Genomic DNA, 25,490 nt, shown 5'->3' on the forward strand with positions numbered 1-25,490 from the left:
GCGCTGGATCTTAGGATACAATTTGTGGCAAAGATCCCATGGTCAAGCCATGGGATGACAATGAGGTTACTGGATTCCTGCCTATGCGGGAATGACATAAAGGCGGTATCAATATTAGACTTCTTGCATAACGTAGCTAATAAGGAGAAATTTGAAGGAGACACTTCACCTCGAACCGCAGCATACACTTGGTACACGAGGATTCGAGGATTCGAGTCTAGGCTCGACGTACAAATTGCCCTTAGAAGCAAGTTATGCAAGAAGTCTATTGACTTACCTAAGGATTCACTGCTAGCTTATATTTTAGATTTACAAGTTTTATATGACAATTAACACTACATTTAGCGTTTTTTGTAACTTTAGTAGATGAAGATCTTTTAGAGTTTTTAGCTAAAGTTTTATTTTGTGGTTTTTTTAGATTAATATTTTTTAGAAATTTCTCAGTTTCATTAGGTAAATATTCTATTTTTACTTTAGTTATGCCTTGATTTTTAAATGCTAAAATTTCGGCTGCTTTTTGAGAAACATCTATTATACGATTTTTCTTAAAAGGACCTCTATCATTAACCATTAAAATTACTGATTTATTATTGGCTTTGTTGGTAACTTTAACTAAGCAAGGAAGCGGAAGAGTTTTATGTGCGGCAGTTAGTAAATTTCTATTAAATCTATCACCGTTAGCTGTTTTTTTACCGTGAAAACCGTCTTTACGTCCACCGTACCATGAAGCATAACCTGTTTCGGTAAAAGATTTAGGACTGTGAGGTTTGTAAGTCTTTCCTTTTATTTTATAATTTTTTCCAACTTTATAATGTCCTTTATAAGTTAGATTATGAGGATCATCCTTTGATAATTCTTTGTAAGAATATTTATGGGAATAAGGTAATCTTTTTGAGGTATTACAACCGCTTAGACAAAAAATCAATAAAAAAATTAATACAATAAGTTTATGGCGTTGTATCATCATCATGCTTATTAAAATTATCCATTATTTTAGCGTAACACACAACTTTTTCAACACCTTTTATTTTTGATGCAATAGAAGCAAGCTTTTCTAGCTCTTCTTCTGATCTTGCAACTCCAAATAAATAAACAATATTATCTATAGTTAGAATAGTATAATTAGCAAATTTAATATCTTTTCTGACTAAGTTTTTAGCTTTAATTTGTGTGGTTATCATACTATCTTTAATATATTGGGCTAAGTCAAAATGATTACTATTTTTATTTACTTTCAACTCATTAATAACTTCTTTTACGCCTTTTTGATTCCAAGCAATTTCTACGGCTTTTAACGCATCAGATTCTTTTTGAATATTTCCTGTTAATAATACTCTTCCTTGTGATACTTCAACCTTTATTTTAGCTCCTAAATCTCTAAAATTATTTTTTACTAAATCAGCTTTAATACCGGTAGAAATCCTTGAATCATTTAATGTTTCAGACATTGGTTGATCTTTTGAAGCAACAATGCCGGTAGTGGTTGCTGCAGTAAAAATAGCAGGTAAACAAGCAGATAGACTAAAAGAAAGAGCTATAAAAATTAGAACTCGTAACATCATAATAATAATACCCTACGATTTTTAAAAAGATTATATTTGTTTAAGAATTAACTGTTTGTTTATGTCATTCCCTATAGTACCGGACCTTGTTGCGTACATACCGAGTCGTCATTGCGAGGAGGCATTGCCCGCGTGGATCAATTTCACCTCTGTCATCCCCCGTGGCCCCTCCACGGGATCCAGTTAAAAATACTAAAATTATTAGTATTTTTTATTGTTTTTATGGACCTAGTTAGCAAACGAACTAGGTAACACAGTAAGTTTTACCGGTCTATGCAATAATGCCACGCGGTAATGATATAGAGTAAAAATAGTAAGGTATTATATTTTACTATCCGGTAATTTATTCTTTAATAAAAGAGGTAATTGCAGTAAAATAAATATAAAAGTAATAGGTATTACACCGAATACTTTGAATTTTACCCATGTTTCATCTGAGAAATTACGCCAAACTATTTCATTAACTACAGCCATAAAAAAGAAAAAAGCCGCTGTTCTATAGCTTAAGGTTATCCAGCTTTCTTCTTTAATACGTACTATACTCTCTAAAGCATATTTGATAAAAGGATTTTTTCTTATACCGCTCATGAGAAATATTATTCCAAAAATAACATATAATATAGTAGGTTTGATTTTTATATACATTGAATCGCCGCTAATTAAAGTAATGCTTCCTGAAACTAATAAAACAGTTGTAGAAATAATAGAAAGCTTGGATACTTTCTTATCGATAACATAACAAAGGGTAATACAAATAACAGAGGTAATAAGCATATAAAGAGTAGCGTTTTGTGTACCGCCTCCATAAAAAAATCCTACAAAAAATGCTATTACCGGACCAATTTCTGATAAAAGTTTTAACATATTTAATTTAATTGTTCTCTTTGATAAAATTAATTTGATTTATTTTTTTGTACTGATATTAAGTTATTTTTGGAATATCTTAATTTTATTTGTATGAAAATATTTATCAGTAATATAGTAGTAAAATAGGCAAGTACTTGTAGCCCGTTAGGTCTTGCAATATAACCGGTAACAATATGTAAGATTTTACCTATCATACTTCTATCTGCTACTAACCATGAACTATCCCAAAGTTGATCGGATAAAAACATAACTAGACCGGAAGAGGTTAAAATACCTGCAGCACTTGCTGCAAATCCGCCTGTTATTAGCATTAATAATACAGTAGAGATTTTAAAAATATATTTTTGATTAGCAATCTTAATTAAACCGAAATATATTACTAAACCAAGTAAGAAGCCACTTGTAGCACCTATTATCACTCCTTGCAAGTAAATACTGCTTGATATTGTTTCAACTGAAGATATGCTATATACTAAAATAATAATTTCTGCACCTTCTCGTAATATGGTAGTGGCAACTAAAAAAACCAACATGAAATAACTGGCGTTACCTTCATGAATTTTTACTGATAAGTCGTTTATATGTTGCTTTACTTTTATACTGTAACCTTGCATCCATATTATTGTCCAGCTAATCAGAATTGTTATTAGTATCATAATTCCGGAATCGAATAGCTCGTCGCCTATTCCGCCAAAAGATAAAGATAATTTACGGGTAAAAAATGCAAAAATTGAAGCAAATACTACTCCAAGCATTACTCCGGCAATAATATAAAGACGAGATTTTTCTATTTGTTTTGTTACGGCAAGTATTACACCAAGTAATAAGGATATTTCTAAACATTCACGAAACACTACTAAAGCAATTTTAAACATATTTTTTATCTAATCATTAACAATTATAATACCCTGAGCCGTATCTTGATGAAAATCCCCAAAAATTTCATATTTTCCGGGTTTAAGCGGTGCAAGTATAATATTTATTGACTCATTCGGCATAACTATTTTTTCACGATGTAAATCATGACTTTCAAACTCTTCTACTGTATCATCTTCATTATGAACAATTAACCTTATCTTAGTAGATTTTGGTACTTCAACTATATTCGGAACAAATTTATGATCTTTTATAGTTATCTTTACTTCTAATATATTATCGTTTGTTTTATTATCGGAACTCTTATTTATAGAGATATAAATAATTACTGCCAAAAATATCAAACCTACTAGTACAATAATATTTTTGTTTTTTTTAATAATTTCCATACTAAACTCCTAGCTTAATAAAAGTTTAAAGTAAGATTCTTATATACTCATTTAATTTGAGTTTTAAATTTTTAATAATTACAAAATTTATCCTGCAATTTTTATTAATGCTATAAGATATACAATTATTATCATTATGACAAGGATAGATAATAAAATATAATTTTTTTGTCTTTGAATTTTATTTTGTTTCATATTTATTTAATTTTGTTTAAAGTCTCCTAGTTCAAGCAAAAGATATTCATTTATCGGTAATGATTCATGAGAAATAATTTTATTTATGTTAGAACCTAAAGCTTTAAATGTTTTGCCTTCAGCAATAACACTGCGTGTTCCAACCGTTACTTTACCTTGCAAGGCGTAAGAAAAAATTAAAGGATATGTAATATCGCCGATTTTCATATCTATTTGTTGTCCTTTTTCTTTAGAATCATATAATACTTTACCGTTTGATAAGCGAGTAATTTTAGCATTAAAGCTTACTTTTTTACCACATAATAAAGGAACACGATAAGCTATCTCATCATCATAAATTTTTACTTCATTATTTTTGACAAAATTTTGCGGTAATATGGATTTTAAAATTACATTAACTTTATAATTATAAGCATCATCGAAGATAATATTATTACTATTATTAACAGTGTATTTTGCCGGAATAATAGCTTCTCGTGCTTCTCCTACCATCATACCGATTATTACATTATCTAAGCCAAGCATTACAGGAGCAGAGCCTAAAGTAAAAGTTTTAGTATCTTCAGATATTAAAGTATTGTTCATATCTGATATTTGATAAAATACGGTAACTACATGTCCGCAAGAAGCGGGACCGATATTACCGCTACCGAGCGTATTAATTTTGAACAGTGTTTTTACTAAATCCTTACGTACTTCAATAGTGTAATCATTAGGATTGATAGGTCCATTTAACGGTTGTAAAATATTTTCAAAAAATGCTTTCCCTTCTTCGGTTTTAAGAGCATTTATTACTATTTTTGAAACCATACGTTCAAATAAATTACCGTTTAATGAAATAGGGGGTTCATTATTTATACTAGTTTGATTTTCATCAGTAGATGAATTATTTGAAGCCGTTTGCTCTATAGTTGTAGGATTATTGTTGTCGGGAGATATTTTTAACTTTACTATATTGTAAAGTATTAGGATTACAATTATTAAAGATAAAAATTTTTGCATATATACTCGTTTAATTTGAAAAATTCGCTACAGCTTATTTCAGAAAGCTCAATACAAGCAAATTTTGCAGGACTCGCCTTTGCTCACGTATTATTATACGCTCCGCAGGCTCGCCTTGAAATTCATCTTGTCTAGAACTTTCTGAAATAAGCTGTATGTCGTATTATAAGTCTGCGGTGCTCACGTAGTTTATCTACGTTCCGCTCCTTGCCTTATATACTCCTTGCTCTTTTCCAAATTAAACTTCGTCTATCCACTCTGTCATTTATCAGGAGTATATGTTTTAGTACAACAAAGTTTACTATAACAATCAATTACTTAATAATCAAATGAGAATAAAAATAATTTGATTAATAAAAATAATTGATTTAAATTTAGATGCAGAATTTTATAAATATAGTGGTGAAAAGTGAAAAAATTTATATTTTGTTTTTTATGTTTATGGACATTAAACATATTTGCTGCTTCTAAAACTTACCCTAATAAGCTTAATCGTTGTAAAATTACTAGAAATATATTTAATGATTATGAACCGAAAGTTTTTGAGACTACTAATAATTTATTACGTAAAACAGGAAGATTATCAAAATTTTACGGTGAAAGGATATTAATTAAAGGAAAAATATTAGATCAAAATTGTGTGCCGGTTGCAGATGCTAAAGTTTATTTATGGCAAGTAGGAAGTGGAGGTAAATACCCTTATGAACCTTTAAAAACTAGAGTTGATAAAAGAAGATTTACAAGTAAAAACGATTCAAGCTTTACCGGTTCCGGTATTGCTACTACTAATAATAAAGGAGAATATTACTTTATTAGCATGTTGCCTTATAAATCTTCTCGTTATTTGAGAAGTGCAAACATAAGAATAGAGCATCCCAGTCTTACTACTCTTGAAACACGCTTAGATTTATCTGATAAAAATATGTGTGATAATGAGTGCGGTGAAGTAAATCCGATATTAATCGAACCGCAAGAAAATATGCCGTCTTATTGTTTTGACTTAGTATTACAAGGTACGACACTGAAGAGGTATTAGAAGATTTTATTTGTCATCCCGCGGCTTGACCGGTCTTGTTGCATGGATCGGTAAATGCTCTTTATGTCATTCTTAGCTAGAAGCGGGAATCCAGAAAAAAGTATAAATACAACAAATTTTTAAAATTAAAAGCTCGATTTATCTCGCTTTACTCTGGATTCCCGCCTTCGCGGGAATGACATCATTTGGTGCTTCTAAAGGTTTTTTTATACCACAACTACATAATGTAAGTGCTAATACGAATAAATAAAATGTTTTCATTATTATAAATTATTATATGACATTAAGAAATTATAATAAATATCTTATATATATTATAGTGTTTTTATTATCTATAATAATTTTTATTCCTAAAATTCATGCTAAGCTCTATGAGAAGCCTAAGGATAAATTAGAATTTTTAAGAGGTTCAAGCGTTCCTGATAATATAATTTTTTTTGATGAAGAAAAAAATCAATATTCTCTTGATCAGTTTGAAGGAAAGACTATATTGTTAGTGTTTTGGGCTACTTGGAGTGCTCCTTGTGTTAAAGAAATGCCTGACCTTGATATGTTGCAAAAAGATTTTAGGAAATTACCTTTTTCAGTAATTCCGATTTCAGAAGATTATCAAGACATAAAAGTTGTTAAAGAATATTTTAAGAGCTATCAAATAAGATATTTGCCGATTTATCATGATTATAGAAATGAATTATTTAAAGCCTTAGGGGTTATTAGTTTACCGACTAGTATATTAATAGACCCAAACGGCAAAATAGTAACTAGCTTTGTCGGCAATACAAATTGGTATGACGAAAAAGTTAGAGATACTATTTTATCTGCCATTCCCGGAAATTATCCTGAACCTAAAAATAGTTATAATGAGCAATCTCTGAATAAACCGGCTAAGCCTTTGCCGCCAATAAAAAAGGATATAATTAAAAACGAGCAGAATAATGAATGAAGTAAATAAATCAACTATGGCGAATGCAGAATTTGATCAGATAATAACCAAACGGCAGATAAGTAAATTAGATCAATTATTTGCTTCGGTTTTTGGTGATTCTAAAGAAGTGATTGCCGTTTTACGCCTTAGCGGTGTTATTGGTAAAGTAAGTACTATGCAATCGGGACTTACTTTAGAATCATTAAATGAATTAATAGAAAAAGCTTTTAAAATAAAGAAATTAAAAGTATTATGTTTAATTATTAATTCTCCCGGCGGTTCTCCGGTACAATCTGAACTTATTGCGAAACGTATTCGTGACCTTGCTAAAGAAAATAAAATAAAAATTTATAGTTTTATTGAAGATATTGCGGCTTCAGGCGGATATTGGCTTGCTTGCAGCGGTGACTGGATATATGCTTCTTATAGTTCGGTTATAGGTAGTATCGGAGTAGTGTCAAGCGGATTCGGATTCCATGAAGCGATTAATAAACTTGGAATAGAGCGTAGAGTTTATACGGAAGGAAAAAATAAAGCAATTTTAGATCCTTTTAAACCTATTAATAAAGAGGACCTTAAAATTATCAAAGATTTGCAAAAGCAGGTTTACGAGCATTTTGTAGAATATGTAAAAACAAGAAGAGTAGGGAAGTTAACACAGCAAGACGAGATTTTATTTAACGGTAAATTTTGGGCAGGACAAACGGCTCTTGATTACGGCTTAATTGACGGCATAGGTGATATGTATAGTGTAATGAAAGAAAAATTCGGCGATAATATTAAGTTTCAATATCTGTGTGCTAAACAGCCTTGGCTTAAAAAGAAACTTGGCATGGGGAGTAAGATATTAACCGATAATCTTGCTAATTCTTTAATTGATGCAGTAGAAAATAAAATTGTTAACGATAAATTTGATATAAAATAAATATACTCGATGAACTTGAAAAATTGGCTACGTCGTCTTTGTAAGTCCTCGGATGCTCACGTACTTTTGTACGCTCCGTTCCTCGGCTTACAGACTCCTTGCTCTTTTCCAAGTTGATCTTCGTATATCAACTCTTCACTTATGAGAAGTATTATGAATATAACGCAAGTTAAAATTAAGAAATTAGAAAATTTTTCAGGTAGTTTGCCGGAATATGCTACAGAGCATAGTGCGGGGATAGATTTAATAGCCGCAAATGAGCAACCTATAACAATAAAAACAGGTGAAATACAACTAATTCCAACCGGCATCGCTATAGCATTACCTGACTCATTTGAAGCACAGATAAGACCTCGTTCGGGTCTTGCCGTTAAACACGGTATTACGGTTGCTAATTCACCCGGTACTATTGATGCAGATTATCGAGGCGAAATAAAGGTGATTCTTATTAATCTCGGTAAAGAAGATTTCGTTATAGAAAAAGGGATGCGAATTGCTCAGATGATAATTTCTAAGTACGAACGCATATTATGGGAAGAAAGTAGTAGCCTTGAGGAAACGATGCGTGGTAGCGGCGGCTTCGGCTCTACGGGTGTTTAATGGTTCTAAAAACGTCATTGCGAGTGGGTATTGCCCTAATCGTCATTGCGAGCGACCGTAGGGAGCGTGGCAATCTAGAAAAAGATTTAAAAAATTCTGTAAATTAGAATTTTTAACTGGATTGCTTCGTCGAATTACTACGTAATTCTTCTCGCAATGACGGAAAATTGGTTCACGCAACAAGACCTCCTCGCAATGACGACTCCAGTATCCATGCAACAAATCATAAAACTTATGAAAATCACAATAAAATTATTAACTTCTATATTTTTATTAGCTTTGAACTGGATCCCGTGGTCAAGCTACGGGATGACAACTGGGGTAAATTCTGATTCTGTAGATAATGTTAAGCAAGTTTTTACCTATATCGATCAAAAAAATTGGTCACAAGCTGAAGATTTAGCTCTAGAGGTAAATAGTAAAGTTTTAACAAAAATTGTACTTTCTCAGAAATATTTAGATAATAAATATTCAGATAATAGTTTTGAACATGTAATAAGATTTTCACGCAATAACCCGGATTGGCCTCAAAACAAGCTGCTTGAAGAAAGAGCGGAAGAATATCTAAATAATAATACAAATAAAAAAGTAATTTTTGATTGGTTTAGTAAACATCCTCCTCTTACCGGCAAAGGTTATAAATTTTATGCGGCAGCTGCAAGTAGTTTAATCAAAGATCAGAAGATATTACTACCTATTATTAAAGAAGCTTGGGTATATGCCAATTTCACTCCTGAAGAAGAAAATGTATATTACAATAAGTGGCATAAATATTTAACTGCAAATGATCATTTAGAGCGAATAGAAGAATATTTATGGAAAAATGATATTAGATCTGCTGAGCAGTCACTAAAATATGTAGATCAAGGTTACCGTAATTCTTTTAAAGTCCAAATTGCGATTATAGGTAAATCGCCAAATGCTGAAAAGCTTTTTAAAAGTGTTCCTGAAAAATACTATAGTTCCGGTTTATTATATCGTTATTTAGATTTTAAAAAAATGCAAAAGCCGACAAAGGAAGTTATTACTTTGTTTAAGAAAGCTAAAAATAACCGTAAACATTTTGCTAAATGGTGTCGTATTCAATCCTATTATGCTCGTGAATTCATCGATTACAAAGATTTTGCTAATAGCTATAGAATGGCAACGATGCCCTTTGCTACCTGCCCTGAAACTATAAGAGAGCAGGAGTGGCTTGCGGGCTGGCTTTCTTTAAGCTTTTTAAAAAAGCCTGATCAAGCATTAGTACATTTTAATAAGTTTATCAAAGTTGTTAAAACCCCGATTAGTTTGGCACGTGGATTTTATTGGCTCGGTCGTACTTATGAAGCAAAAGGCGATAAGCAAACGGCTAGAAAATTTTACGAGCAGGCGGCCAAATATTCTTTTACCTTTTATGGGCAGGTAGCAAATATTGAATTAAATAGGACAAAATTAGTTTTACCTCCTATTCCCGTAATAACTTCTGAAGAAAGGAAAACTATAGAAAATAAAGAAATTATTAAAGCAATAAGGTTACTGGTTAAATATAATAAGAATAATTTAGCAATGATATATTCCAAAGCAGCAATTAAAAACACTAAAAATCCTGCAGAAATTCAAATAATTGCGAATATTATTAAAGCAAATAATAATACTAACCATATGGTTGAGGTGGCAAAAATTGCTGCCCAAAATAACGCTTTTATTCCGGATTGTGCTTTTCCAACGCCTTATAATCTAGGAGGTTTGCCTATCACACCTCATTTAACTTATGGAATAATTAGACAAGAATCGGTCTTTGACCATAGGGCTGTGAGTTATGCAAATGCCATGGGGCTGATGCAACTTATTAAGGGTACTGCTTGTGATACCGCAAAATCTATAAATATGAAATGTAATGTAGCAGATTTAACTAGGAATCCGGTATATAATATTAAACTTGGTTCGCATCATTTCAAAAAATTATTAGATGATCATAAAGGTTCTTATATTCTATCCATTGCTTCTTATAATGCCGGAAGGCATAACGTAGTAAAATGGATAGATAGGTTTGGTGATCCAAGGGATATAAAAGATACAAGAAAAATTATTGACTGGATAGAACTTATACCATTTAGAGAAACAAGAGATTACGTTCAAAGAGTACTTGAAAATGTTCAGATTTATAGGGTAATCTTAAATAAGAATAGTAACTTGTACTTTAAGCATGACTTACATGCTTGTGATATAGTAAAAAGTTAATTTTTACTAGTGTTTTATTTTGACATATAGTAATATATAAGTATGATATGGAAACTAATTAACAATATGAATTAAGGAGGAGAGTATAAAAAAATTAGAGCAACACTTTAAGAAACAGCATAATGATACCGATACTCAAGTAAAGAAATATAAAAAAGATCTTGATGTAATCGGCATTAGATATGACCATAAATCTGCATATGTTGAAGTTCCAAATCATGCTACCGGCGGGTTTGAATATTTTAAATGGGATTGGATGACAAGCACTACGAGTAGTTATTCAGAAATAGTACAAATATTTAAGAAAATAGTAAGAACTTTAAAAGAAGCTAAAAATAACCCAGCCCAGTATGAAAACTTAGTATCTAAATTGGATGCTAGTACCAAAAATGCACTTGATGTTAATATTAAGAAGCATAATATTACTGTACCGACACAAGACACTAATAAGGTAATATCAGAAATATTATCAGGAATGCAAACATGGCTAGATACAAAAAGTCATATCCCTCTAAAACTTAAGCAAAAATTCTTAGAGTTAGGTTCTAATAATTTAGAAGAGTTTATAGAAAGTGCTTTTAATAAATTTAACAATAAATGGATAGTTAAAGAATTTATTGATAATGCTTTTGTACCACCTAGAGAGGAAAGTAACAAATATCTAGCTGATAGTGGTTGTGATTCAGCTGAGTAGCTATGGACTAAAATGGAAAATCTTAGAATAAGCGATGATTCAAATAAAGCTACAACCTCTCAGGCTTCATCAGAGAGTATAAATTCTAGTGACTTTAAAGGTAACAAAAGTCAGATGAAGATTCTAATGATGATATAGAGGTTATATCACAATTACTAGAATTTAAAGTAACGCTTAATAATGGTACTACAATTGAAGTTAAGGCTATTCTAAAAGATCTATCTGATAAAGAGTTTGTAAATATGGTTTTAAAAAGAGTGAACCCTGATATTGCTGAACTGGTAGAAAAAGAAATAGTATTAAAGCTTGTATATGATGTACAAAAAGGTCTTATTACTAAAAGGGATGCAGGCAAGATAATTTATTCTTTTAATGATGATTTTGATTTATCAGATGGTTGGCTAGCAAATAATAATTTGAGTATTGATGAAATAAGAGCCAAAGAAGTAGAAATTACCGGCGGTGCTTCTTATTTAGAATAATTTCTTTCCTCTGTTATACTGTGGTTTATCCACGGCATGACATAGTAGGGTTTACTGATTCATATAACAGGATTCTCAAATACCTATCAATTATATTCATGATTCTTAAAAACTTATCTTTACTAATAATATTATTCTTTTCAATATCAGCTTTTTCTGCTGCTACTAACCTAAAAAATATCCCTATTACTGTTGTTGCTCCGGCAACAGGTGCTGATAATAAGACTTTATCGGATTTAAAAAATATTAATGGATTAAATTTACAAATTCCTTCTAAATGTTTTGCTAAAGGTAAGTTACCCTTTCTTGCAAGTAGCGATGAAGTAAGATTTAATTGCCTGCGGGATATATTATTTGATGAGTCTGATAATGTAGTATGGAGTTTACGAGGCGGTTACGGTTCTGCTAGAATAATTCCAGGTTTACTAAAGCTATCAAAACCAAATAAAGAGAAATTCTTTATAGGATATAGCGATATAACGGCTTTACATCTTTTTCTATCACAAGAATGGGGATGGAAAACTATTCACGGCAGTAATATAGCTGATTTATTAAAACCTGATAAAGAACAAAGTAATTTTACCAAGCTTGCTGAAATATTAAAAGGTAAGGTAAAGCAGGTTACTATAGATAAATTGAGTCCGTTTAACGATATAGCAAAATCAAGTGATCTTGTTAACGGTAAACTAACAGGCGGTAACTTAACTATGGTGCAGACTAGTATAGGAACGAGTTGGCAAATAAAGACTAAAGGCAAAATTCTTTTCTTAGAAGATACGAATGTAGCTCCTTTTAGATTAGATCGTGAGCTTTTACACTTAAAGCAAGCAGGGTTACTTGAGGATGTTAAGGCTATAATATTTGGTTCATTTGGTAAAGATCTTGACGCCACAATGTTAGTGCTTCGTAATTTTGCAGATAATTTAAATATTCCGGTATTTAAAACAAATAGATTCGGTCATGAAAAAATTAATGATCCGATTATTTATAATACAGATAGTAAGATTATCATGGGGAAGAATAAAGGATTTAAGTTAGTGATGGGATTGTAAGATTCATTGTAAATTAATCAAAAAACTCGCTCGGTGTCATACCTTGGCTTGACCACGGTATCCAAAAAACAACTAAAAATACTAATAATATTAGTATTTTTAACTGAACCCCGTGATCAAGTCACGGGGTGACATCGACTCAAATGCAAGTAATCATTATATTTTGATAAATTCAAATCATAAGAAAAAGACTTATTTATAACGTAATATTCAAGTAATTTTACGAGTCCTGCTTTATGTTTATTTAAAGTCTCGATGCTTAAAGCTATTTCTGTTGTTTGCACATAAGGTTCGGTACTGGTTATTTTTACATAGGCAATGGTAATTGGATTCCCGCTTTCGCGGGAATGACATAAAAGAGGCTGGGAATGACATTCCAGGAATCCGTTTTCTAGTAACATCAAACTTTCTATAATAAGTTGCGGAGATAGTCCTAGTTCTATTTCTTTTTTAGTTGGGATAGTACCGGTTTTATAATCCAGTATAGTTATATTATTTGATTTACTTATTTCAATTCGGTCAGCTATACCGATTATTTTTATATCTTGACCTGTAATATTTAGTCGTAATTCCCCTTTAGTTTCAAAATAGATTTCTTTGCAGTTTTTTCGGCGTTCTATATCAAATAAAATAAAGGCTTTGCTGAAAGCCGTGAGTTTTATTTTCCAAGTTTTTTTTGTGTAGTTTGGTAAAATAGTGCCATATAAAATATGATTACCGATATTTATTAAAGCATTTTGTTTATCAAGCAAATTTAAATTAATAAATTGTTTGTCGTAATTTTTAGAATATTCCTCTAAAACTTTATGAATAAAATTACCAAAATCCGATATTTTAGGCTCTTCCCATATATTATCTTTTTTACGTAGTCCAAGGATTTTCTTAGCATAAAACCCGTATGGGTTTCTTATTAATGTTTCTATGTCGGTTACTGATAAGATGCTTGGAAAAGAGTGGCTATGTGCTGTGGACTCGTCCCCTATGTCATCTTTCCTTATGTCATTCCTGCGGAAGCAGGAATCCATGTCTAGGTGGATTCCTGCTTCCGCAGGAATGACATAATAGGGGGCAGGAATGACATCCTGTAATTTCAAAAATAAATTACACGGCACTGACAACTTACCATCATATTTTTTAGCGTTTAGTATAATTACTTGTTTATTTTGTAGAAATAAATTGAAGTAATCTGAATATAGAGTAGAGGCAATTTCATTGTAATCTATATTTAGTATCTGCAAGGCTTTCTTGCTAAGCCATGGGTGAGATTTAGCGGTAGGTGTCCAGTTTTCATTATTAAAATGCGGTAATATAATTAAGTCGAATGCACATAATGCTAAATCTTCCGGTGGTGCTATAATAATATTGGCAGAGTCAGTATTTTTATAATATTTGATATTAGAGAGTAAAAAAGAAAAAATTTTAGGAAAATCCTTTTTATCCGTTGAATTTATATATTTGCTATATGCAGTTAAATTTGTTAAAAAATTAACTAGTTCTGCTCCTCCTTCTTTTTCCCAAATAGTAGGCAAAAGTTTTTTAGCTATTTCTTTAGTTAAGGTCAGAATATCTAGTATATTATGCGGGTTATCGGTAAATAAAATATCTATTAAGTTACGGCAATATTCTTTTGTATCCTCGTTATCAAATTGTAATTGCAATAAATATTTAGGCGAGGATATAAAACGGTTTTTATTAGATAGTATCATCTCTAACTTTTGTACGGCAGAGCAGTTAATTAAAGGATTTTTAAGTAATAAAAATAGGAGTTTTAAATCAAAATTATTACATAATATTTTAATAATGGAAATTAGTAATTCACCTATATTAGTAAGCCTTAAGTCATTACCTAGTAGATCTTCGTATCTGTCTAAAAAATTACAATATACTCTTTTAAGCTTATTATTATCCGTAACGATTGCTATTCGTTTATCTTTATTACGGCTACATATATAAGCTATTTGTTTAGCCTCTTCATAAATATTTGCGGGTTCTAAATAAGATATATCGTTGCTAATCTGCTTTGAGACAGGGTGATAGTGAACTATATAGTCCTTTAAGTCTTCCTCAAATCTTTTAAAAAAAACATTAGGTTTGAACATTCCGGCAAGTATTACTTTCTTATCCCTATTCTTTATCCTTATTATTGCTTCTTGTAATAACTTTAGCTTATAAACTGCTTTAGTTTGTTTTTGAGTAAACGATATTTCTTCTTGCCATCTTAAAAAGCAATATTCTAGAAATTTATAAATCTTTTGCCAATAGTTAGAATTGTTATAGACTTCAATTAATTTTATATCGATATTATTGATTATAAGATCATTAAACAATTTTCTTAGAGTTTCTGCAGCTTTTAATGATTCATTTTTATTAAATTGTAAGTCTTTATATTCTGTAATTATTTTTGATATAATAAGAAGTTCTTCTATTTTAGATACATAATCCGAATCGGTTTTTTTTGAAATAAGAGAATTAAAAGGAATAATTATAGGTAATTTAATTTTATATTTATCGGTTAAAATTTTCTTTAATTCTAGGCATGAGAAATTATTAGGCAATATTATTTGAACTTCTGTACCTTTCTCTAATTTATCAATGATATACTCAGCAAAACTTTTCAAAAAAGAATAATCAGCAGTCATAAATAATGTTTTTTACGATAATATAGCAGATCCAAGGTCCGAAACAAATCTTATTTAAAACGATAATATAGTACAATAAATAATATTTGATTATTAGTTTCTTATTAAGTATCTTAAAATATATTAATTTAAATTTTATAAATAAAGTATCATATGAAAATTTTTATTATATTATTTACTATTATAGTCTCTATAACATCACGAGCTTATGCTAATAATTTAAACTCACATATAGCTTATTGTGATAATATACAAGTAGAACAACAAGAAGATTTGATAATACAAAAATTGGTTAAACTATTTGCGGCTGAAATGAATTGTATTATTAGCGGCTGTTTACAACAATGGGATGTGCAAGATAATCGAGTAAAATATTCAATTGCTTGGCAAGAACAATGGGGACCTGTAATTTATGGTCAGTATCAACTGGAAGACAATGGTAGAGGTTCTACTTTCGTATGTGAACGCTCTAAAAATTCCGTATGTTGTTGGCCACTTGGATATGAATATAATAAAGCGTTTGTAATATGTTCATCTAATTATATTGAAAACTAATATTTACTTACTAACTTTTACGAGTTCTTTAAATAATTCTAAATCTACTCCATTATCGTTAAGATATTCAGGATGCCATTGAACGCCGATAACAAATTTATGTTTCGTTGATTCAATGGCTTCAATTATACCGTCTTCTGCTTTTGCAGATACGATAAGATTATTACCAAGTTGTTTAGCAGCCTGGTGATGAGTCGAATTAACCATAGTTTGTAGCTGATTATTAGCTATTTTAGCAAGTTTAGTATTTGCTTCTATATTAATTGCATGCGAAACTATGTTTTTAGGCGAAGGTTGTGTATGGTTAATTACAGTGTCAATATAATCAGGAATATGTTTAATAAGCGTGCCCTTAAAAATAACGTTTAATAACTGCATACCTCGGCATATTCCTAAAACCGGAATATCTCTCTCTAATGCTTTCTTTAAAACTAATATCTCAAAATTATCACGTTCTTCATTAGAAATTACTACATCTTCGGCGTATTCCGGTTCATAAAATTTAGGATGTATGTCCTCATCACCGCCTGGAATTACAACGCCGTCAACAAGTTCCATAAGCTGATTTATTGTATCAGTTTGATAAGGTAATAATAGCGGTACACCACCGGCTGCAATAATCGCATCGGTATAGTTTCTTCGCAAGGCGTACCATGGAAAAGCAGCGTAAGTATATTTTTCACAATTTTGAGCTAAATCAGGTGTAACACCTATTATCGGTTTCTTTTTCATTTTGTTATCGTTTTATTATTTTTCTTTCAGCTATGTCATTCTTGCGTGGATCAAAAAATGTGTTCGGTGTCATACCGTGGCTTGACCACGGTATCCAGAAAAACAATTTAAAATACTAATAATATTAGTATTTTAAGCTGGACCCCGTGATCAAGTCACGGGGTGACAGCAGGTAAAATAATCCATGCAATAACATCTCCGTAGGAATGATATATAATATCACAAATTACCCCTCAATATGTGGTGGTGTTTCAAAAGTATGGAACGGCGGTGGTGAGGTAAGTGCCCACTCAAGCGTATCAGCATCGTTACCCCAAGGATTGTTAGGACAATCTTTTCCGTATTTTAGTGTATAGAAAACGATAAATACAAAATAAAGAGCCGCCGCCATAGAGATACCTGCTCCTATCGATGAAACCATATTCCAGCCGGCAAAAGCTTCAGGGTAGTCCGGTATTCTTCTTGGCATACCCGCAAGCCCTAAAAAGTGCTGCGGGAAGAAAGTTAAATTAACGCCTATAAAGGTAATCCAAAAATGGATTTTGCCTAAAATTTCCGGGTATTGTTTACCGGAAATTTTGCCGAACCAGTAGTAAAAGCCTACAAATGCCGTAAATAAAGCACCGAGCGACATCGTATAATGGAAATGTGCCACAACATAATATGTATCGTGCAGTACCCTATCAAGTGCCGAATTTGATAGGATTATGCCAGTTACGCCGCCAATCGTGAATAATATAATAAATCCTATTGAAAATAGCATAGGAGTCGGGAATGTAATCGAGCCACCCCACATAGTTGCTATCCAGCTAAATATTTTAATGCCCGTCGGAACTGCTATAATCATTGTTCCGGCAGTGAAATATATAAGTGCATTATAAGAAAGACCAACAGTAAACATATGGTGAGCCCATACGATAAACCCGACGAATCCGATTATTACCATAGCTCCGACCATTCCTTGATAGCCGAATATAGGTTTGCGTGAAAAAGTTGAGATAACCTGGCTAACTATACCAAAGCCCGGAAGTATTACGATATATACTTCAGGATGACCAAAAAACCAAAATAGATGTTGAAATAATACGGGATCGCCGCCGCCGTCCGGTTTAAAGAAATTAGTTCCAAAGTTACGGTCGGTAAGCAGCATAGTTATAGCTCCGCCAAGTACCGGCATGGCTAAGATTATAAGGAATGCAGTAACTAATATAGACCAAACGAATAACGGCATCTTGAAAAGCCCCATGCCCGGAGCTCTCATATTAAAGATAGTAACAATTAAGTTAATTGATCCGAGGATTGACGATAGACCGGTTAAATGTAAGCTGAAAATAGCCATATCGACTGCTGCACCAGGGTGGCCGCTCAAATTACTTAAAGGAGGGTAAAGCGTCCAGCCCGTTCCGGGACCGCCGTCAACAAAAGCAGAACCAATAAGTAGGATGAAAGCAGGAACTAACAGCCAAAAACTGATATTGTTAAGGCGTGGAAATGCCATATCGGGAGCCCCTATTAACAGAGGTACGAAATAGTTACCAAAACCACCGAACAAAGCCGGCATAATCATAAAGAATACCATAATAACCGCATGTGCCGTGATAAGCACGTTATATAGCTGGAAATCGTGATTTAAGAAAGTGCCGCCGGGCATTGCAAGCTCTAACCTAAAAAGCAGTGAGAACAAACCGCCGACAATTCCGGCAAAAACGGCAAATATGATATACATAATACCGATATCTTTATGATTGGTAGAAAAAAGCCACCGCCTCCAACCGTGCGGAGTGTGGTGGTCATCGTGATAAATTTCGGTAGTAGTTATATCCATAATTATTATTCTGCCTGTTTTAATTTTTCACTTTGTTTGTTCTTGTATGCAATTATGTCATTGTTGTTTGGCTCTAAAAAAGTGCTGTATGTCATTCCTGCAAAAGCAGGAATCCAGGCTTTTCTTTGTCATGCTAAACAAGTTTGCCGTATCTCTCTCTTAATTAGTAGATACTGAAATAAATTCAAGATGACTATAAATTTTTCTGGATTCCCGTTTTCACGGGAATGACATAAAAATATTGTATTATTTTTCCTAAAAATCAGGAATGTTATACTTAATCTTTTCTCTTTCAAAATTATTTAGGTATAATTTTAGCATTTTCTTAAGCTTTATTTAATCCTTTTGTTTATTTTTAGTCATTATGTAATTTATAAAAGATATTGGTCCTAAAGAATATGCGTATCTCTTTAACAGTAAAATTGCGTTTATTCTTAATTTCGGTATTACAATTGCTATATCCTGCAAAAGTGGCTCAGCATATATAGGTTCACCCCATTTTATAGAATATTTTGAAAAACTTTTAATAAATAATGTGCTAAACAAATTTTTCTTTTTAATCTTGGTACATAATGGGCAATGTCACCTAACGTTTCCAAAGTTACATTTAAAATTTTTTCATTGGTACTTTTCAAATTTTTAAGTAATAAAGGTAATATTAAATCCTCTTTAATATTATAAAATCTATTGACCAAAAGACTTATAGCTTCAATTGCTCCAGCTTGTATTAATTCTTCCGGATTCCTTAAATTTTTGGTAAGGTAATCTATTGCATAGTCATAATCTTCATAACGCCCTACATATATAAGATAATAAAAAGTTCTTTCCCATTCAGGTAGGTCAATTATATCAGGGTGATTTTTATGTTCTTCCTCACTCATTATCATATAATTAGCTAGCCGCCAATTTTGGATTCTTGCCATTCATGGCTGCCTTGTTCTTGCTTGCAATCCAATTGTCGAAATCCTCTTTGCTTACTACTTCTATAGCAATCGGCATGAAGCCGTGATTGATGCCGCAAAGCTCCGAGCATTGTCCGTAATATACACCTTTCTTGGCAACTCTTGTCCATGTTTCATTAATTCTTCCAGGCACTGCATCTATTTTAAATCCAAGTGACGGAACGGCAAAACTATGTATTACGTCACCTGCGGTAATGAGAAACCTTACGGTAGCATTTTCAGGGATAACAATTCGATTATCGACATCTAATAATCTTTTTTGGTCAGGTTTTAAATTCTCATCAGAGATCATTACGCTATCAAATTCTAAATTATCATGATCAGGATATATATAATGCCAATACCATTGATAACCTACTACTTTAATAGTTAAATCTGTTTCGGGTATTTTTTCGGCATGACGCAATATTCTAAAAGACGGCACTGCAATAATAACTAAAATTATTATAGGTATTACAGTCCAAATTATTTCTATTAAAACATTATGTGAAAATTTTGCCGGTACTGGATTATTTTTTGCATTAAATCTGATACATACAAAGCCAAGTAATCCGGCAACGAATAAAACAATAGCTGTTGAGATATAAAGCAGAAAATTATGAAAATGATGTAATTCCTCCATAATCGGGCTTGCCGGCGGCTGGAACGTTACCTGCCAAGGTAACGGCTCGGAAGCAAAGCAATTACTACTAACAATCAAAAAACAAATTAAAGCAATAGACATCTTCCAAAACTTCGCTTCTAGAGGTAATTTATACATCGAGCCTAGATTCGCATCTGCATGATTGCTTATGTACGCTGCAGTGGCAAGCGCTTTCGTGTCTCCTTTAAATTCCTCTCTATAAGCTGGTTTGGAAAGATGTCTATTAATATTTTTCATAGCACATATAAAGTTATTTCTATATATAATATAAATGTATATACAGTTTTATTAAAGTAAAAATCGATAAATTTTTGTAAAAACTACATATTTTTAATAATATTTGAGCTAGAAAGTGTGCCTATATTAGGATATTGCAGTAAGTCAATAACTTTTATTACTTTCGCATTTATTAATTTTGCTTGAATTTGTTTATTTATTAACTGAGGATCGTGCTTTGTTACAGCGATTACAGAAGGACAAATATTTTGCACTAACCGAGCGTAATCATTAAAATCTTTTAGTTTAGGTAATATAAGTACTTTATCAACAAATGTGAAAGAACTTAAAATTTTTGCTCGTTGTAATTGATTATGAATAGGTTGACGTTTTTTATATTTAATAATTGTTTCATCAGGCTCTAAAGCAACGATTAAGTATTTACCTTGTTTTTTAGCTTTGCGTAGAAATTCTATATGACCGTAATGTAATAAATCAAAACAACCGCCTACTAGAACTATTTCACTATTTATAGGACAGTTTTTATTTAAAGAAATATTCTCATAATATTCTATTTTGGGCAATTTGACAGTATTATGGTTAGATGAGCAGGACATAAGATTTATAAAAATTAATAGGAATAGGAAAAGTCTAGGCATAATCTTTCTCTATATAAGTTAATGAAAATTAACTTATATAAAAAATTTAATTTTAATCAATAAAAAACTAATAAAACAGAAATAAAACAAAATTTTACAATTTTCTATTGTAATTTGTTTGTATATAGTTCATATTATTATTAGTAATGAAAATTGATTCAAATAATCTTCAGAGCAATTTTAATGAATGATACAGCACTATCTTATGATTTTAATGACATATTACCATCATCTCTTATTAGTGCACGTCTCAGGAAAATTCTCACCTCTTCCTCCTTATTATTATTTATAGCATTAGTTGTTTTTGTCTCTTTTGCCGTTAATAATTATGTTAACGACACTTTATCCATAACTTTAGTACAACCTGATAGTAGTGAAGAAGAAACAATTTCATTTAAAGAAGTAGTAGTAAAAAAAGGCGATACTATAAAGTCAATTTTGATAGAACAACATATCCCTAAAAATGAAATAGAAAAAATTGTAAGTTTAATAAAAGAGGGAAAATTATCTTCTGCTCTTAAAATAGGGCAGCAAATTACTTTTGAATATGAAACAAAAATTACCGAAAACGAAGATGAAGATTTAACTTCAGAGGTAACATTCTTAAATAAAATCGTTATAATTATCGATAAGCTAAAAACTATTGAAGTAATTAGAGAAGGTGATAATTTTAAAGTTGAAGAAATTATAGTACCTTTAAGTAAAAAAGTTGCTAAATCGTCGGTAAGTATTGAATCAAATTTTATGTTAGCCCTTAAAAAACTAGGTTTATCGAATAATAGTATAATAGAGCTGATTAATGCTTATGCTTATCAAATCGATTTTCAGCGTCAAATAAAAAGCGGTGATACCGCAACCGTAATAACGGAAAAATACGTAACGGAAGACGGTAAATTTTCTCACCACGGTAAAATTTTATATGTTTCATTAAATCTTTCAGGAAAAGAATATAATATATATCGTTATTCTCATGACAATAATGCAAATAATCATGCATTTTTTTCCGAAGACGGTAAAAGCGTAAAAAGAAGCTTACTTAAAACTCCGCTAAAAGTTATAAAAGTTTCTTCACATTACGGTAATAGAAAGCATCCGATACTCGGTTATACTAAAATACATAAGGGAGTTGACTTTGCAGCTCCAACCGGTACGCCTATATATTCCGCAGGAAACGGAGTTATAACGGAGATAGGTTGGAAGTCGGGTTATGGAAAATTTATTCAGGTAAAACATAGTGGTACGCTATCTACTGCTTATGCTCATGCTTCAAATTTTGCAAAAAATTTAAAAGTGGGAAGTATCGTAAAACAGGGGCAGGTTATAGCATATGTTGGGAGTACCGGCAGAGCTACAGGTCCACATTTGCATTATGAAGTTAAAATTGACGGCAAATATGTTAATCCTATGTCGGTTAAAACAACACCGGGTGTAGAATTAAACGGAAAAAATTTAGAGAAATTTAAACAATTAAAAAAAGAAATAAAAGCTTTGAATATTAAGCTTGATAAGGAATTGCAAGTAAGTAAAGCAGTTGAAACTTCTTTGTAGTATCGTTTATTACTAGGCATCTATGTCATTCCTAGCTAAAAGCGGGAATCCAGAAAAACAATAAAAAATTCTGTAAATCAGAATTTTTTACTGGATTGCTTCGTCAAAACTTACAGTTTTCCCTCGCAATGACGATTTGCATAACCACTCCCATACATTTAATATTTCATAAACATCTATGTTCCTACTCCTAAAAAAAATATATATAACATTTGCTCGTAGTAGTCGTATAATAATAACCTTAGTGATTATTGATCAGTTAAGTAAATGGTGGTTTATTGATAATTTGAGATGGAAACCAGGCTTAATGCTCAAGGTTACTTCTTTCTTAAATATGGTTTATACTTGGAATTACGGTATTAGTTTTGGTCTAATGCGTGAATATTATCAATATAGCAATGCTGTTTTTTTAATAACTAACACGCTTATTGTCTGTTATTTATATTATTTGATGATACGTTCAAAAACAATAGTGAGTTTTGCAGGTTATAGCTTTGTAATCGGCGGAGCTGTTGGTAATCTAATTGATAGATTTTTTAGAGGAGCAGTTTTTGACTTCATCCATTTTCATTATCAGAATTATAGCTTTCCCGTATTTAATTTAGCTGATTGCTTTATTACAATAGGAGTAATTATCTTAATAGAAGATTATTATAGTACTAAAAAAGTTATTGAAGAAAAGGCTAAAGGGAATTATAATAATGCTCAAATTGAAGCTATGGCTGAAAAAATTCGTAATGTCGAATAAGGCAATGACGATAAAATATAATTTAAATTAAAGGTGTATAAGTGAAAAAGATTTTTTTATTAGTTACTGTCTTATTAATTACTTCTGCTTGTAGTAAAAAGTTAAAAGAAACCGTAGGTATATCAACAGCCGGACCTAATGAGTATCAAGTACAGCGTGCTAAAGCACTAGAAGTTCCGCTTCATTATTATTTGCCTGATCCCGGGAATAGTAAATCGACCTATAATAATATAAAAGGACAGGGTGAATTTAATGAAGGTGAACAAGCTTTAATGCAAGAGATAAACTAAGGTTTTTCTATGTCATTCCCGCGTAGGCGGGAATCCACTTTGTCATCCCGCGACTTGATCGCGGGATCCAGCTTTAAATACTAATAGCTATTAGTATTTAAAATTATTTTTATGGACCCCGTGGTCGAGCCACGGGGTGACAGTAAAGGTTACTGGATTCCTGCCTACGCGGGAATGACATAAAACGAGCCATGCAACAACGTCGGTCAAGCCACGGGATGACAGTTTCTCGCTCACCCTTTCAATTATAAAATCATGAATTCTCATACAAAACAAAAAATAGGTGTTTTTGGGCTTGGTAAAACCGGTATATCGGTTTATGAAGAGCTGCAAGGTAAATGTGACGTAATTGTTTATGATGATTTAAAAGCAAATAGAGATATATTTGAAGAATTATATACCAACAACTCAATTGCTGCTTTATCTGATTCAAGATGGCAAAATTTAGATAAAATTGTCTTAAGCCCTGGAATTCCTTTAACGCATAAGATAGTAGGTATTGCAAAAAATTTTAATATTCCAATCATTTCCGATATAGATTTATTATTTGAAAAATCAAAAAATTTAAACTTTATCGTCGTAACCGGTACAAACGGTAAAAGTACTACTGCTGCTTTAATAAGCCATATCTTAAATAGTAACGGTTTAGACTATCCGGTTGCCGGTAATATTGGAGTTCCTGCTTTGGAAGCTAAAGCAAGTAAGGATGGATATATACTTGAATTGTCTTCTTTTCAGCTAGATCTAGTAAAAACCTTTACAGCTAAAATAGCCGTGCTTCTTAATATAACTCCCGACCATTTGGATAGACATCAAGACATGACCGGTTATATTGCAGCAAAATCTAAGCTTTTTGATCGAATGGATAAAGATAGTTATGCAGTAATTAATATTGATAATGATTATTGTCGTGAAATTTTTATAACATTGCAGCAAGAGCAGCGTATAAAACTAATTCCTTTTTCGGTTACTAAAATTCTTGAAAACGGCATTTCGGTAGTTGATAATAAAATTAACGATAATGATATAAGTTATAAATTATTTTTTAATAAAAATTTGCAAGGAACTCATAATTATGAGAATATCGCTGCAAGCTATGCAGTAGCTAAAATAATAGGAGTAGAGTCTAAAAAAATACTTGAGTCTATAAGTAGTTTTCAAAGTTTACCTCATAGAATGCAATATATCGGTAGTATAAATAATATAAGTTTTTATAATGATAGTAAAGCAACAAATGCCATATCTGCCGTGCAATCAATTAAAGCATTAGATAATATTTACTGGCTTGCTGGAGGAATCCCTAAAGAGGGCGGTATTGAGGAAATAAAGCCTTATTTTAGTAAAATTAAGAAAGCTTATTTTTACGGTCAAGCTAAAGAAATATTTGCAAATACTGCTAAGAATATAGTAGATTTTGTAATATGTGATAATCTTGAGCAGGCTTTTGAGCTTGCTTATAAGGATGCAGTAGGTGATAACGCGGAGGTGAAAAATATCTTGTTAGCACCTAGCTGTAGCTCATATGATCAGTTTAAAAATTTTGAAGAGCGTGGCGAGTTGTTTATGAGGTTGTGTAGTAATCTTGTGTCATTCCTGCGAAAGCGGGAATCCAGTTTTTAAACAAATTATATACTAATATTATATTACTATTTTTTATGGATTTCTGCTTTTAGCTGTGTTGTTGCATGGCTCGATTTTCTTCCTGTCATCCCATGATTTATTCACGGGATCCAGTTAAAAATATCAATAATATTGATATTTTTAATTATTTTTCTGGATACCGTGGTCAAGCCACGGGGTGACATCGAGGGCGTTTTTTGAGCCATGCAACAAGCCCGCTTTTAG

General features: G+C 31.6%; 27 protein-coding genes and 3 pseudogenes. 14 read left to right on the forward strand and 16 right to left on the reverse strand.

What is annotated here, in order from left to right; all coding sequences use genetic code 11:
- Positions 1-54 precede the first annotated feature (54 nt).
- A pseudogene (locus SB78_RS00555) lies at positions 55-271 on the forward strand (palindromic element RPE1 domain-containing protein); the annotation flags it as partial.
- 6 nt (positions 272-277) lie between these two features.
- Here SB78_RS00555 and SB78_RS00560 read toward each other — a convergent pair.
- Entirely contained in the window at positions 278-925 is a 648-nt protein-coding gene (locus tag SB78_RS00560; RefSeq protein WP_241773631.1) for a septal ring lytic transglycosylase RlpA family protein, read from the reverse strand.
- Between the two features lie 22 nt (positions 926-947).
- Complete coding sequence (locus SB78_RS00565) at positions 948-1,562, reverse strand: BON domain-containing protein (protein ID WP_041077646.1); 615 nt, start codon at positions 1,560-1,562, stop codon at positions 948-950.
- Positions 1,563-1,623: 61 nt separating this feature from the next.
- On the opposite strand from SB78_RS00565, the gene SB78_RS11400 reads away from it, so the two are divergent.
- The gene (locus tag SB78_RS11400) at positions 1,624-1,749 is read left to right on the forward strand and encodes a hypothetical protein (RefSeq protein WP_277813926.1); all 126 of its coding nucleotides are present in this window, start codon (positions 1,624-1,626) and stop codon (positions 1,747-1,749) included.
- A 134-nt stretch (positions 1,750-1,883) separates the two neighbouring features.
- On the opposite strand, the gene SB78_RS00570 is transcribed toward SB78_RS11400, so the two are convergent.
- The 5 genes and pseudogenes from SB78_RS00570 to SB78_RS11865 form a co-directional block, all read right to left on the reverse strand.
- On the reverse strand, positions 1,884-2,426 hold the full coding sequence (locus SB78_RS00570) for a septation protein A (RefSeq protein ID WP_041077648.1): 543 nt from the start codon (positions 2,424-2,426) through the stop codon (positions 1,884-1,886).
- 29 nt (positions 2,427-2,455) lie between these two features.
- The gene (locus SB78_RS00575) at positions 2,456-3,304 is read right to left on the reverse strand and encodes an FTR1 family protein (RefSeq protein ID WP_041077650.1); all 849 of its coding nucleotides are present in this window, start codon (positions 3,302-3,304) and stop codon (positions 2,456-2,458) included.
- 9 nt (positions 3,305-3,313) lie between these two features.
- Positions 3,314-3,694: a cupredoxin domain-containing protein gene (locus SB78_RS00580; protein WP_041077652.1), complete on the reverse strand. Its 381-nt coding sequence runs from the start codon at positions 3,692-3,694 to the stop codon at positions 3,314-3,316.
- A gap of 201 nt (positions 3,695-3,895) precedes the next feature.
- Complete coding sequence (locus SB78_RS00585; protein WP_041077654.1) at positions 3,896-4,891, reverse strand: FKBP-type peptidyl-prolyl cis-trans isomerase; 996 nt, start codon at positions 4,889-4,891, stop codon at positions 3,896-3,898.
- A 37-nt stretch (positions 4,892-4,928) separates the two neighbouring features.
- Positions 4,929-5,048 (reverse strand): annotated as a pseudogene (locus SB78_RS11865) (palindromic element RPE3 domain-containing protein); the annotation flags it as partial.
- A 252-nt stretch (positions 5,049-5,300) separates the two neighbouring features.
- Between SB78_RS11865 and SB78_RS00590 the strand changes: the two are divergent.
- The 4 genes from SB78_RS00590 to dut all read left to right on the forward strand — a co-directional run bounded on the left by SB78_RS00590 (position 5,301) and on the right by dut (position 8,377).
- A complete protein-coding gene (locus SB78_RS00590) occupies positions 5,301-5,927 on the forward strand; it encodes a dioxygenase family protein (RefSeq protein WP_041077656.1) in 627 nt (208 codons plus the stop codon).
- A gap of 277 nt (positions 5,928-6,204) precedes the next feature.
- Complete coding sequence (locus tag SB78_RS00595; protein WP_041077658.1) at positions 6,205-6,870, forward strand: TlpA disulfide reductase family protein; 666 nt, start codon at positions 6,205-6,207, stop codon at positions 6,868-6,870.
- Entirely contained in the window at positions 6,863-7,777 is a 915-nt protein-coding gene (locus tag SB78_RS00600; protein WP_041077660.1) for a S49 family peptidase, read from the forward strand. Before SB78_RS00595 ends, SB78_RS00600 begins: the two co-directional genes overlap by 8 nt.
- Positions 7,778-7,930: 153 nt before the next feature.
- Positions 7,931-8,377 carry a dUTP diphosphatase gene (gene dut, locus SB78_RS00605; RefSeq protein WP_041077662.1) on the forward strand — a complete coding sequence of 149 codons (447 nt, stop codon included), beginning with the start codon at positions 7,931-7,933 and terminating at the stop codon, positions 8,375-8,377.
- Positions 8,378-8,419: 42 nt separating this feature from the next.
- On the opposite strand, the gene SB78_RS09535 is transcribed toward dut, so the two are convergent.
- Positions 8,420-8,557, reverse strand: a complete 138-nt coding sequence (locus SB78_RS09535) for a hypothetical protein (RefSeq protein WP_158510069.1) — start codon at positions 8,555-8,557, stop codon at positions 8,420-8,422.
- Positions 8,558-8,611: 54 nt separating this feature from the next.
- On the opposite strand from SB78_RS09535, the gene SB78_RS00610 reads away from it, so the two are divergent.
- The 3 genes and pseudogenes from SB78_RS00610 to SB78_RS00620 all read left to right on the forward strand — a co-directional run bounded on the left by SB78_RS00610 (position 8,612) and on the right by SB78_RS00620 (position 12,828).
- Entirely contained in the window at positions 8,612-10,600 is a 1,989-nt protein-coding gene (locus SB78_RS00610) for a lytic transglycosylase domain-containing protein (RefSeq protein WP_041077734.1), read from the forward strand.
- Positions 10,601-10,685: 85 nt separating this feature from the next.
- Positions 10,686-11,776 (forward strand): annotated as a pseudogene (locus SB78_RS11870) (hypothetical protein).
- Positions 11,777-11,874: 98 nt separating this feature from the next.
- Entirely contained in the window at positions 11,875-12,828 is a 954-nt protein-coding gene (locus SB78_RS00620) for an LD-carboxypeptidase (protein ID WP_041077666.1), read from the forward strand.
- Positions 12,829-12,944: 116 nt separating this feature from the next.
- On the opposite strand, the gene SB78_RS00625 is transcribed toward SB78_RS00620, so the two are convergent.
- Positions 12,945-15,467 (reverse strand): PD-(D/E)XK nuclease family protein, encoded by a 2,523-nt coding sequence (locus tag SB78_RS00625; RefSeq protein ID WP_041077668.1) that lies wholly within the window; start codon positions 15,465-15,467, stop codon positions 12,945-12,947.
- 153 nt (positions 15,468-15,620) lie between these two features.
- Here SB78_RS00625 and SB78_RS00630 point away from each other — a divergent pair, with 153 nt between their 5' ends.
- Positions 15,621-16,022 (forward strand): hypothetical protein, encoded by a 402-nt coding sequence (locus tag SB78_RS00630; protein ID WP_041077670.1) that lies wholly within the window; start codon positions 15,621-15,623, stop codon positions 16,020-16,022.
- Between the two features lie 3 nt (positions 16,023-16,025).
- Here SB78_RS00630 and SB78_RS00635 read toward each other — a convergent pair whose 3' ends face one another.
- From SB78_RS00635 to SB78_RS00655, 5 genes are all read right to left on the reverse strand, one after another.
- Positions 16,026-16,754 carry a gamma-glutamyl-gamma-aminobutyrate hydrolase family protein gene (locus SB78_RS00635; protein ID WP_041077672.1) on the reverse strand — a complete coding sequence of 243 codons (729 nt, stop codon included), beginning with the start codon at positions 16,752-16,754 and terminating at the stop codon, positions 16,026-16,028.
- 226 nt (positions 16,755-16,980) lie between these two features.
- A complete protein-coding gene (gene ctaD, locus SB78_RS00640; RefSeq protein ID WP_041077674.1) occupies positions 16,981-18,579 on the reverse strand; it encodes a cytochrome c oxidase subunit I in 1,599 nt (532 codons plus the stop codon).
- A gap of 500 nt (positions 18,580-19,079) precedes the next feature.
- Positions 19,080-19,502, reverse strand: coding sequence for a hypothetical protein (locus SB78_RS10450; RefSeq protein ID WP_241773632.1), 423 nt, complete (start codon positions 19,500-19,502; stop codon positions 19,080-19,082).
- Complete coding sequence (coxB, locus tag SB78_RS00650; protein WP_041077679.1) at positions 19,471-20,421, reverse strand: cytochrome c oxidase subunit II; 951 nt, start codon at positions 20,419-20,421, stop codon at positions 19,471-19,473. Before coxB ends, SB78_RS10450 begins: the two co-directional genes overlap by 32 nt.
- Positions 20,422-20,504: 83 nt before the next feature.
- The gene (locus tag SB78_RS00655) at positions 20,505-21,017 is read right to left on the reverse strand and encodes an adenylyltransferase/cytidyltransferase family protein (RefSeq protein ID WP_338112025.1); all 513 of its coding nucleotides are present in this window, start codon (positions 21,015-21,017) and stop codon (positions 20,505-20,507) included.
- Between the two features lie 225 nt (positions 21,018-21,242).
- Here SB78_RS00655 and SB78_RS00660 point away from each other — a divergent pair, with 225 nt between their 5' ends.
- The 3 genes from SB78_RS00660 to SB78_RS00670 all read left to right on the forward strand — a co-directional run bounded on the left by SB78_RS00660 (position 21,243) and on the right by SB78_RS00670 (position 23,645).
- Positions 21,243-22,607: a M23 family metallopeptidase gene (locus tag SB78_RS00660; RefSeq protein WP_041077683.1), complete on the forward strand. Its 1,365-nt coding sequence runs from the start codon at positions 21,243-21,245 to the stop codon at positions 22,605-22,607.
- Positions 22,608-22,785: 178 nt separating this feature from the next.
- On the forward strand, positions 22,786-23,355 hold the full coding sequence (lspA, locus tag SB78_RS00665; RefSeq protein WP_041077685.1) for a signal peptidase II: 570 nt from the start codon (positions 22,786-22,788) through the stop codon (positions 23,353-23,355).
- A 41-nt stretch (positions 23,356-23,396) separates the two neighbouring features.
- On the forward strand, positions 23,397-23,645 hold the full coding sequence (locus SB78_RS00670) for a DUF3035 domain-containing protein (protein ID WP_041077687.1): 249 nt from the start codon (positions 23,397-23,399) through the stop codon (positions 23,643-23,645).
- A gap of 90 nt (positions 23,646-23,735) precedes the next feature.
- On the opposite strand, the gene SB78_RS09540 is transcribed toward SB78_RS00670, so the two are convergent.
- Positions 23,736-23,912 carry a hypothetical protein gene (locus tag SB78_RS09540; protein WP_158510070.1) on the reverse strand — a complete coding sequence of 59 codons (177 nt, stop codon included), beginning with the start codon at positions 23,910-23,912 and terminating at the stop codon, positions 23,736-23,738.
- Between SB78_RS09540 and murD the strand changes: the two genes are divergently transcribed.
- Positions 23,901-25,265, forward strand: a complete 1,365-nt coding sequence (gene murD / locus SB78_RS00675) for a UDP-N-acetylmuramoyl-L-alanine--D-glutamate ligase (RefSeq protein ID WP_041077689.1) — start codon at positions 23,901-23,903, stop codon at positions 25,263-25,265. The genes SB78_RS09540 and murD overlap by 12 nt on opposite strands.
- A gap of 101 nt (positions 25,266-25,366) precedes the next feature.
- Here the strand turns inward: murD and SB78_RS11875 are convergent, their stop codons facing one another.
- Positions 25,367-25,471, reverse strand: a complete 105-nt coding sequence (locus SB78_RS11875; RefSeq protein WP_410524486.1) for a proline/betaine transporter — start codon at positions 25,469-25,471, stop codon at positions 25,367-25,369.
- Positions 25,472-25,490: the final 19 nt, after the last annotated feature.

It is taken from the genome of Rickettsia asembonensis, from assembly GCF_000828125.2.
Classification (GTDB): domain Bacteria; phylum Pseudomonadota; class Alphaproteobacteria; order Rickettsiales; family Rickettsiaceae; genus Rickettsia; species Rickettsia asembonensis.

Bases quoted from the DNA above. Each gene is read 5' to 3' on its own strand.
- SB78_RS00565 (WP_041077646.1), bottom strand. From the start codon at position 1,562: ATGATGTTACGAGTTCTAATTTTTATAGCTCTTTCTTTTAGTCTATCT.
- SB78_RS11400 (WP_277813926.1), top strand. From the start codon at position 1,624: ATGTCATTCCCTATAGTACCGGACCTTGTTGCGTACATACCGAGTCGT.
- SB78_RS00570 (WP_041077648.1), bottom strand. From the start codon at position 2,426: ATGTTAAAACTTTTATCAGAAATTGGTCCGGTAATAGCATTTTTTGTA.
- SB78_RS00575 (WP_041077650.1), bottom strand. From the start codon at position 3,304: ATGTTTAAAATTGCTTTAGTAGTGTTTCGTGAATGTTTAGAAATATCC.
- SB78_RS00580 (WP_041077652.1), bottom strand. From the start codon at position 3,694: ATGGAAATTATTAAAAAAAACAAAAATATTATTGTACTAGTAGGTTTG.
- SB78_RS00585 (WP_041077654.1), bottom strand. From the start codon at position 4,891: ATGCAAAAATTTTTATCTTTAATAATTGTAATCCTAATACTTTACAAT.
- SB78_RS00595 (WP_041077658.1), top strand. From the start codon at position 6,205: ATGACATTAAGAAATTATAATAAATATCTTATATATATTATAGTGTTT.
- SB78_RS00600 (WP_041077660.1), top strand. From the start codon at position 6,863: ATGAATGAAGTAAATAAATCAACTATGGCGAATGCAGAATTTGATCAG.
- dut (WP_041077662.1), top strand. From the start codon at position 7,931: ATGAATATAACGCAAGTTAAAATTAAGAAATTAGAAAATTTTTCAGGT.
- SB78_RS00610 (WP_041077734.1), top strand. From the start codon at position 8,612: ATGAAAATCACAATAAAATTATTAACTTCTATATTTTTATTAGCTTTG.
- SB78_RS00620 (WP_041077666.1), top strand. From the start codon at position 11,875: ATGATTCTTAAAAACTTATCTTTACTAATAATATTATTCTTTTCAATA.
- SB78_RS00625 (WP_041077668.1), bottom strand. From the start codon at position 15,467: ATGACTGCTGATTATTCTTTTTTGAAAAGTTTTGCTGAGTATATCATT.
- SB78_RS00630 (WP_041077670.1), top strand. From the start codon at position 15,621: ATGAAAATTTTTATTATATTATTTACTATTATAGTCTCTATAACATCA.
- SB78_RS00635 (WP_041077672.1), bottom strand. From the start codon at position 16,754: ATGAAAAAGAAACCGATAATAGGTGTTACACCTGATTTAGCTCAAAAT.
- ctaD (WP_041077674.1), bottom strand. From the start codon at position 18,579: ATGGATATAACTACTACCGAAATTTATCACGATGACCACCACACTCCG.
- SB78_RS10450 (WP_241773632.1), bottom strand. From the start codon at position 19,502: ATGGCAAGAATCCAAAATTGGCGGCTAGCTAATTATATGATAATGAGT.
- coxB (WP_041077679.1), bottom strand. From the start codon at position 20,421: ATGAAAAATATTAATAGACATCTTTCCAAACCAGCTTATAGAGAGGAA.
- SB78_RS00655 (WP_338112025.1), bottom strand. From the start codon at position 21,017: ATGTCCTGCTCATCTAACCATAATACTGTCAAATTGCCCAAAATAGAA.
- SB78_RS00660 (WP_041077683.1), top strand. From the start codon at position 21,243: ATGAATGATACAGCACTATCTTATGATTTTAATGACATATTACCATCA.
- lspA (WP_041077685.1), top strand. From the start codon at position 22,786: ATGTTCCTACTCCTAAAAAAAATATATATAACATTTGCTCGTAGTAGT.
- murD (WP_041077689.1), top strand. From the start codon at position 23,901: ATGAATTCTCATACAAAACAAAAAATAGGTGTTTTTGGGCTTGGTAAA.
- SB78_RS09540 (WP_158510070.1), bottom strand. From the start codon at position 23,912: ATGAGAATTCATGATTTTATAATTGAAAGGGTGAGCGAGAAACTGTCA.
- SB78_RS11875 (WP_410524486.1), bottom strand. From the start codon at position 25,471: ATGGCTCAAAAAACGCCCTCGATGTCACCCCGTGGCTTGACCACGGTA.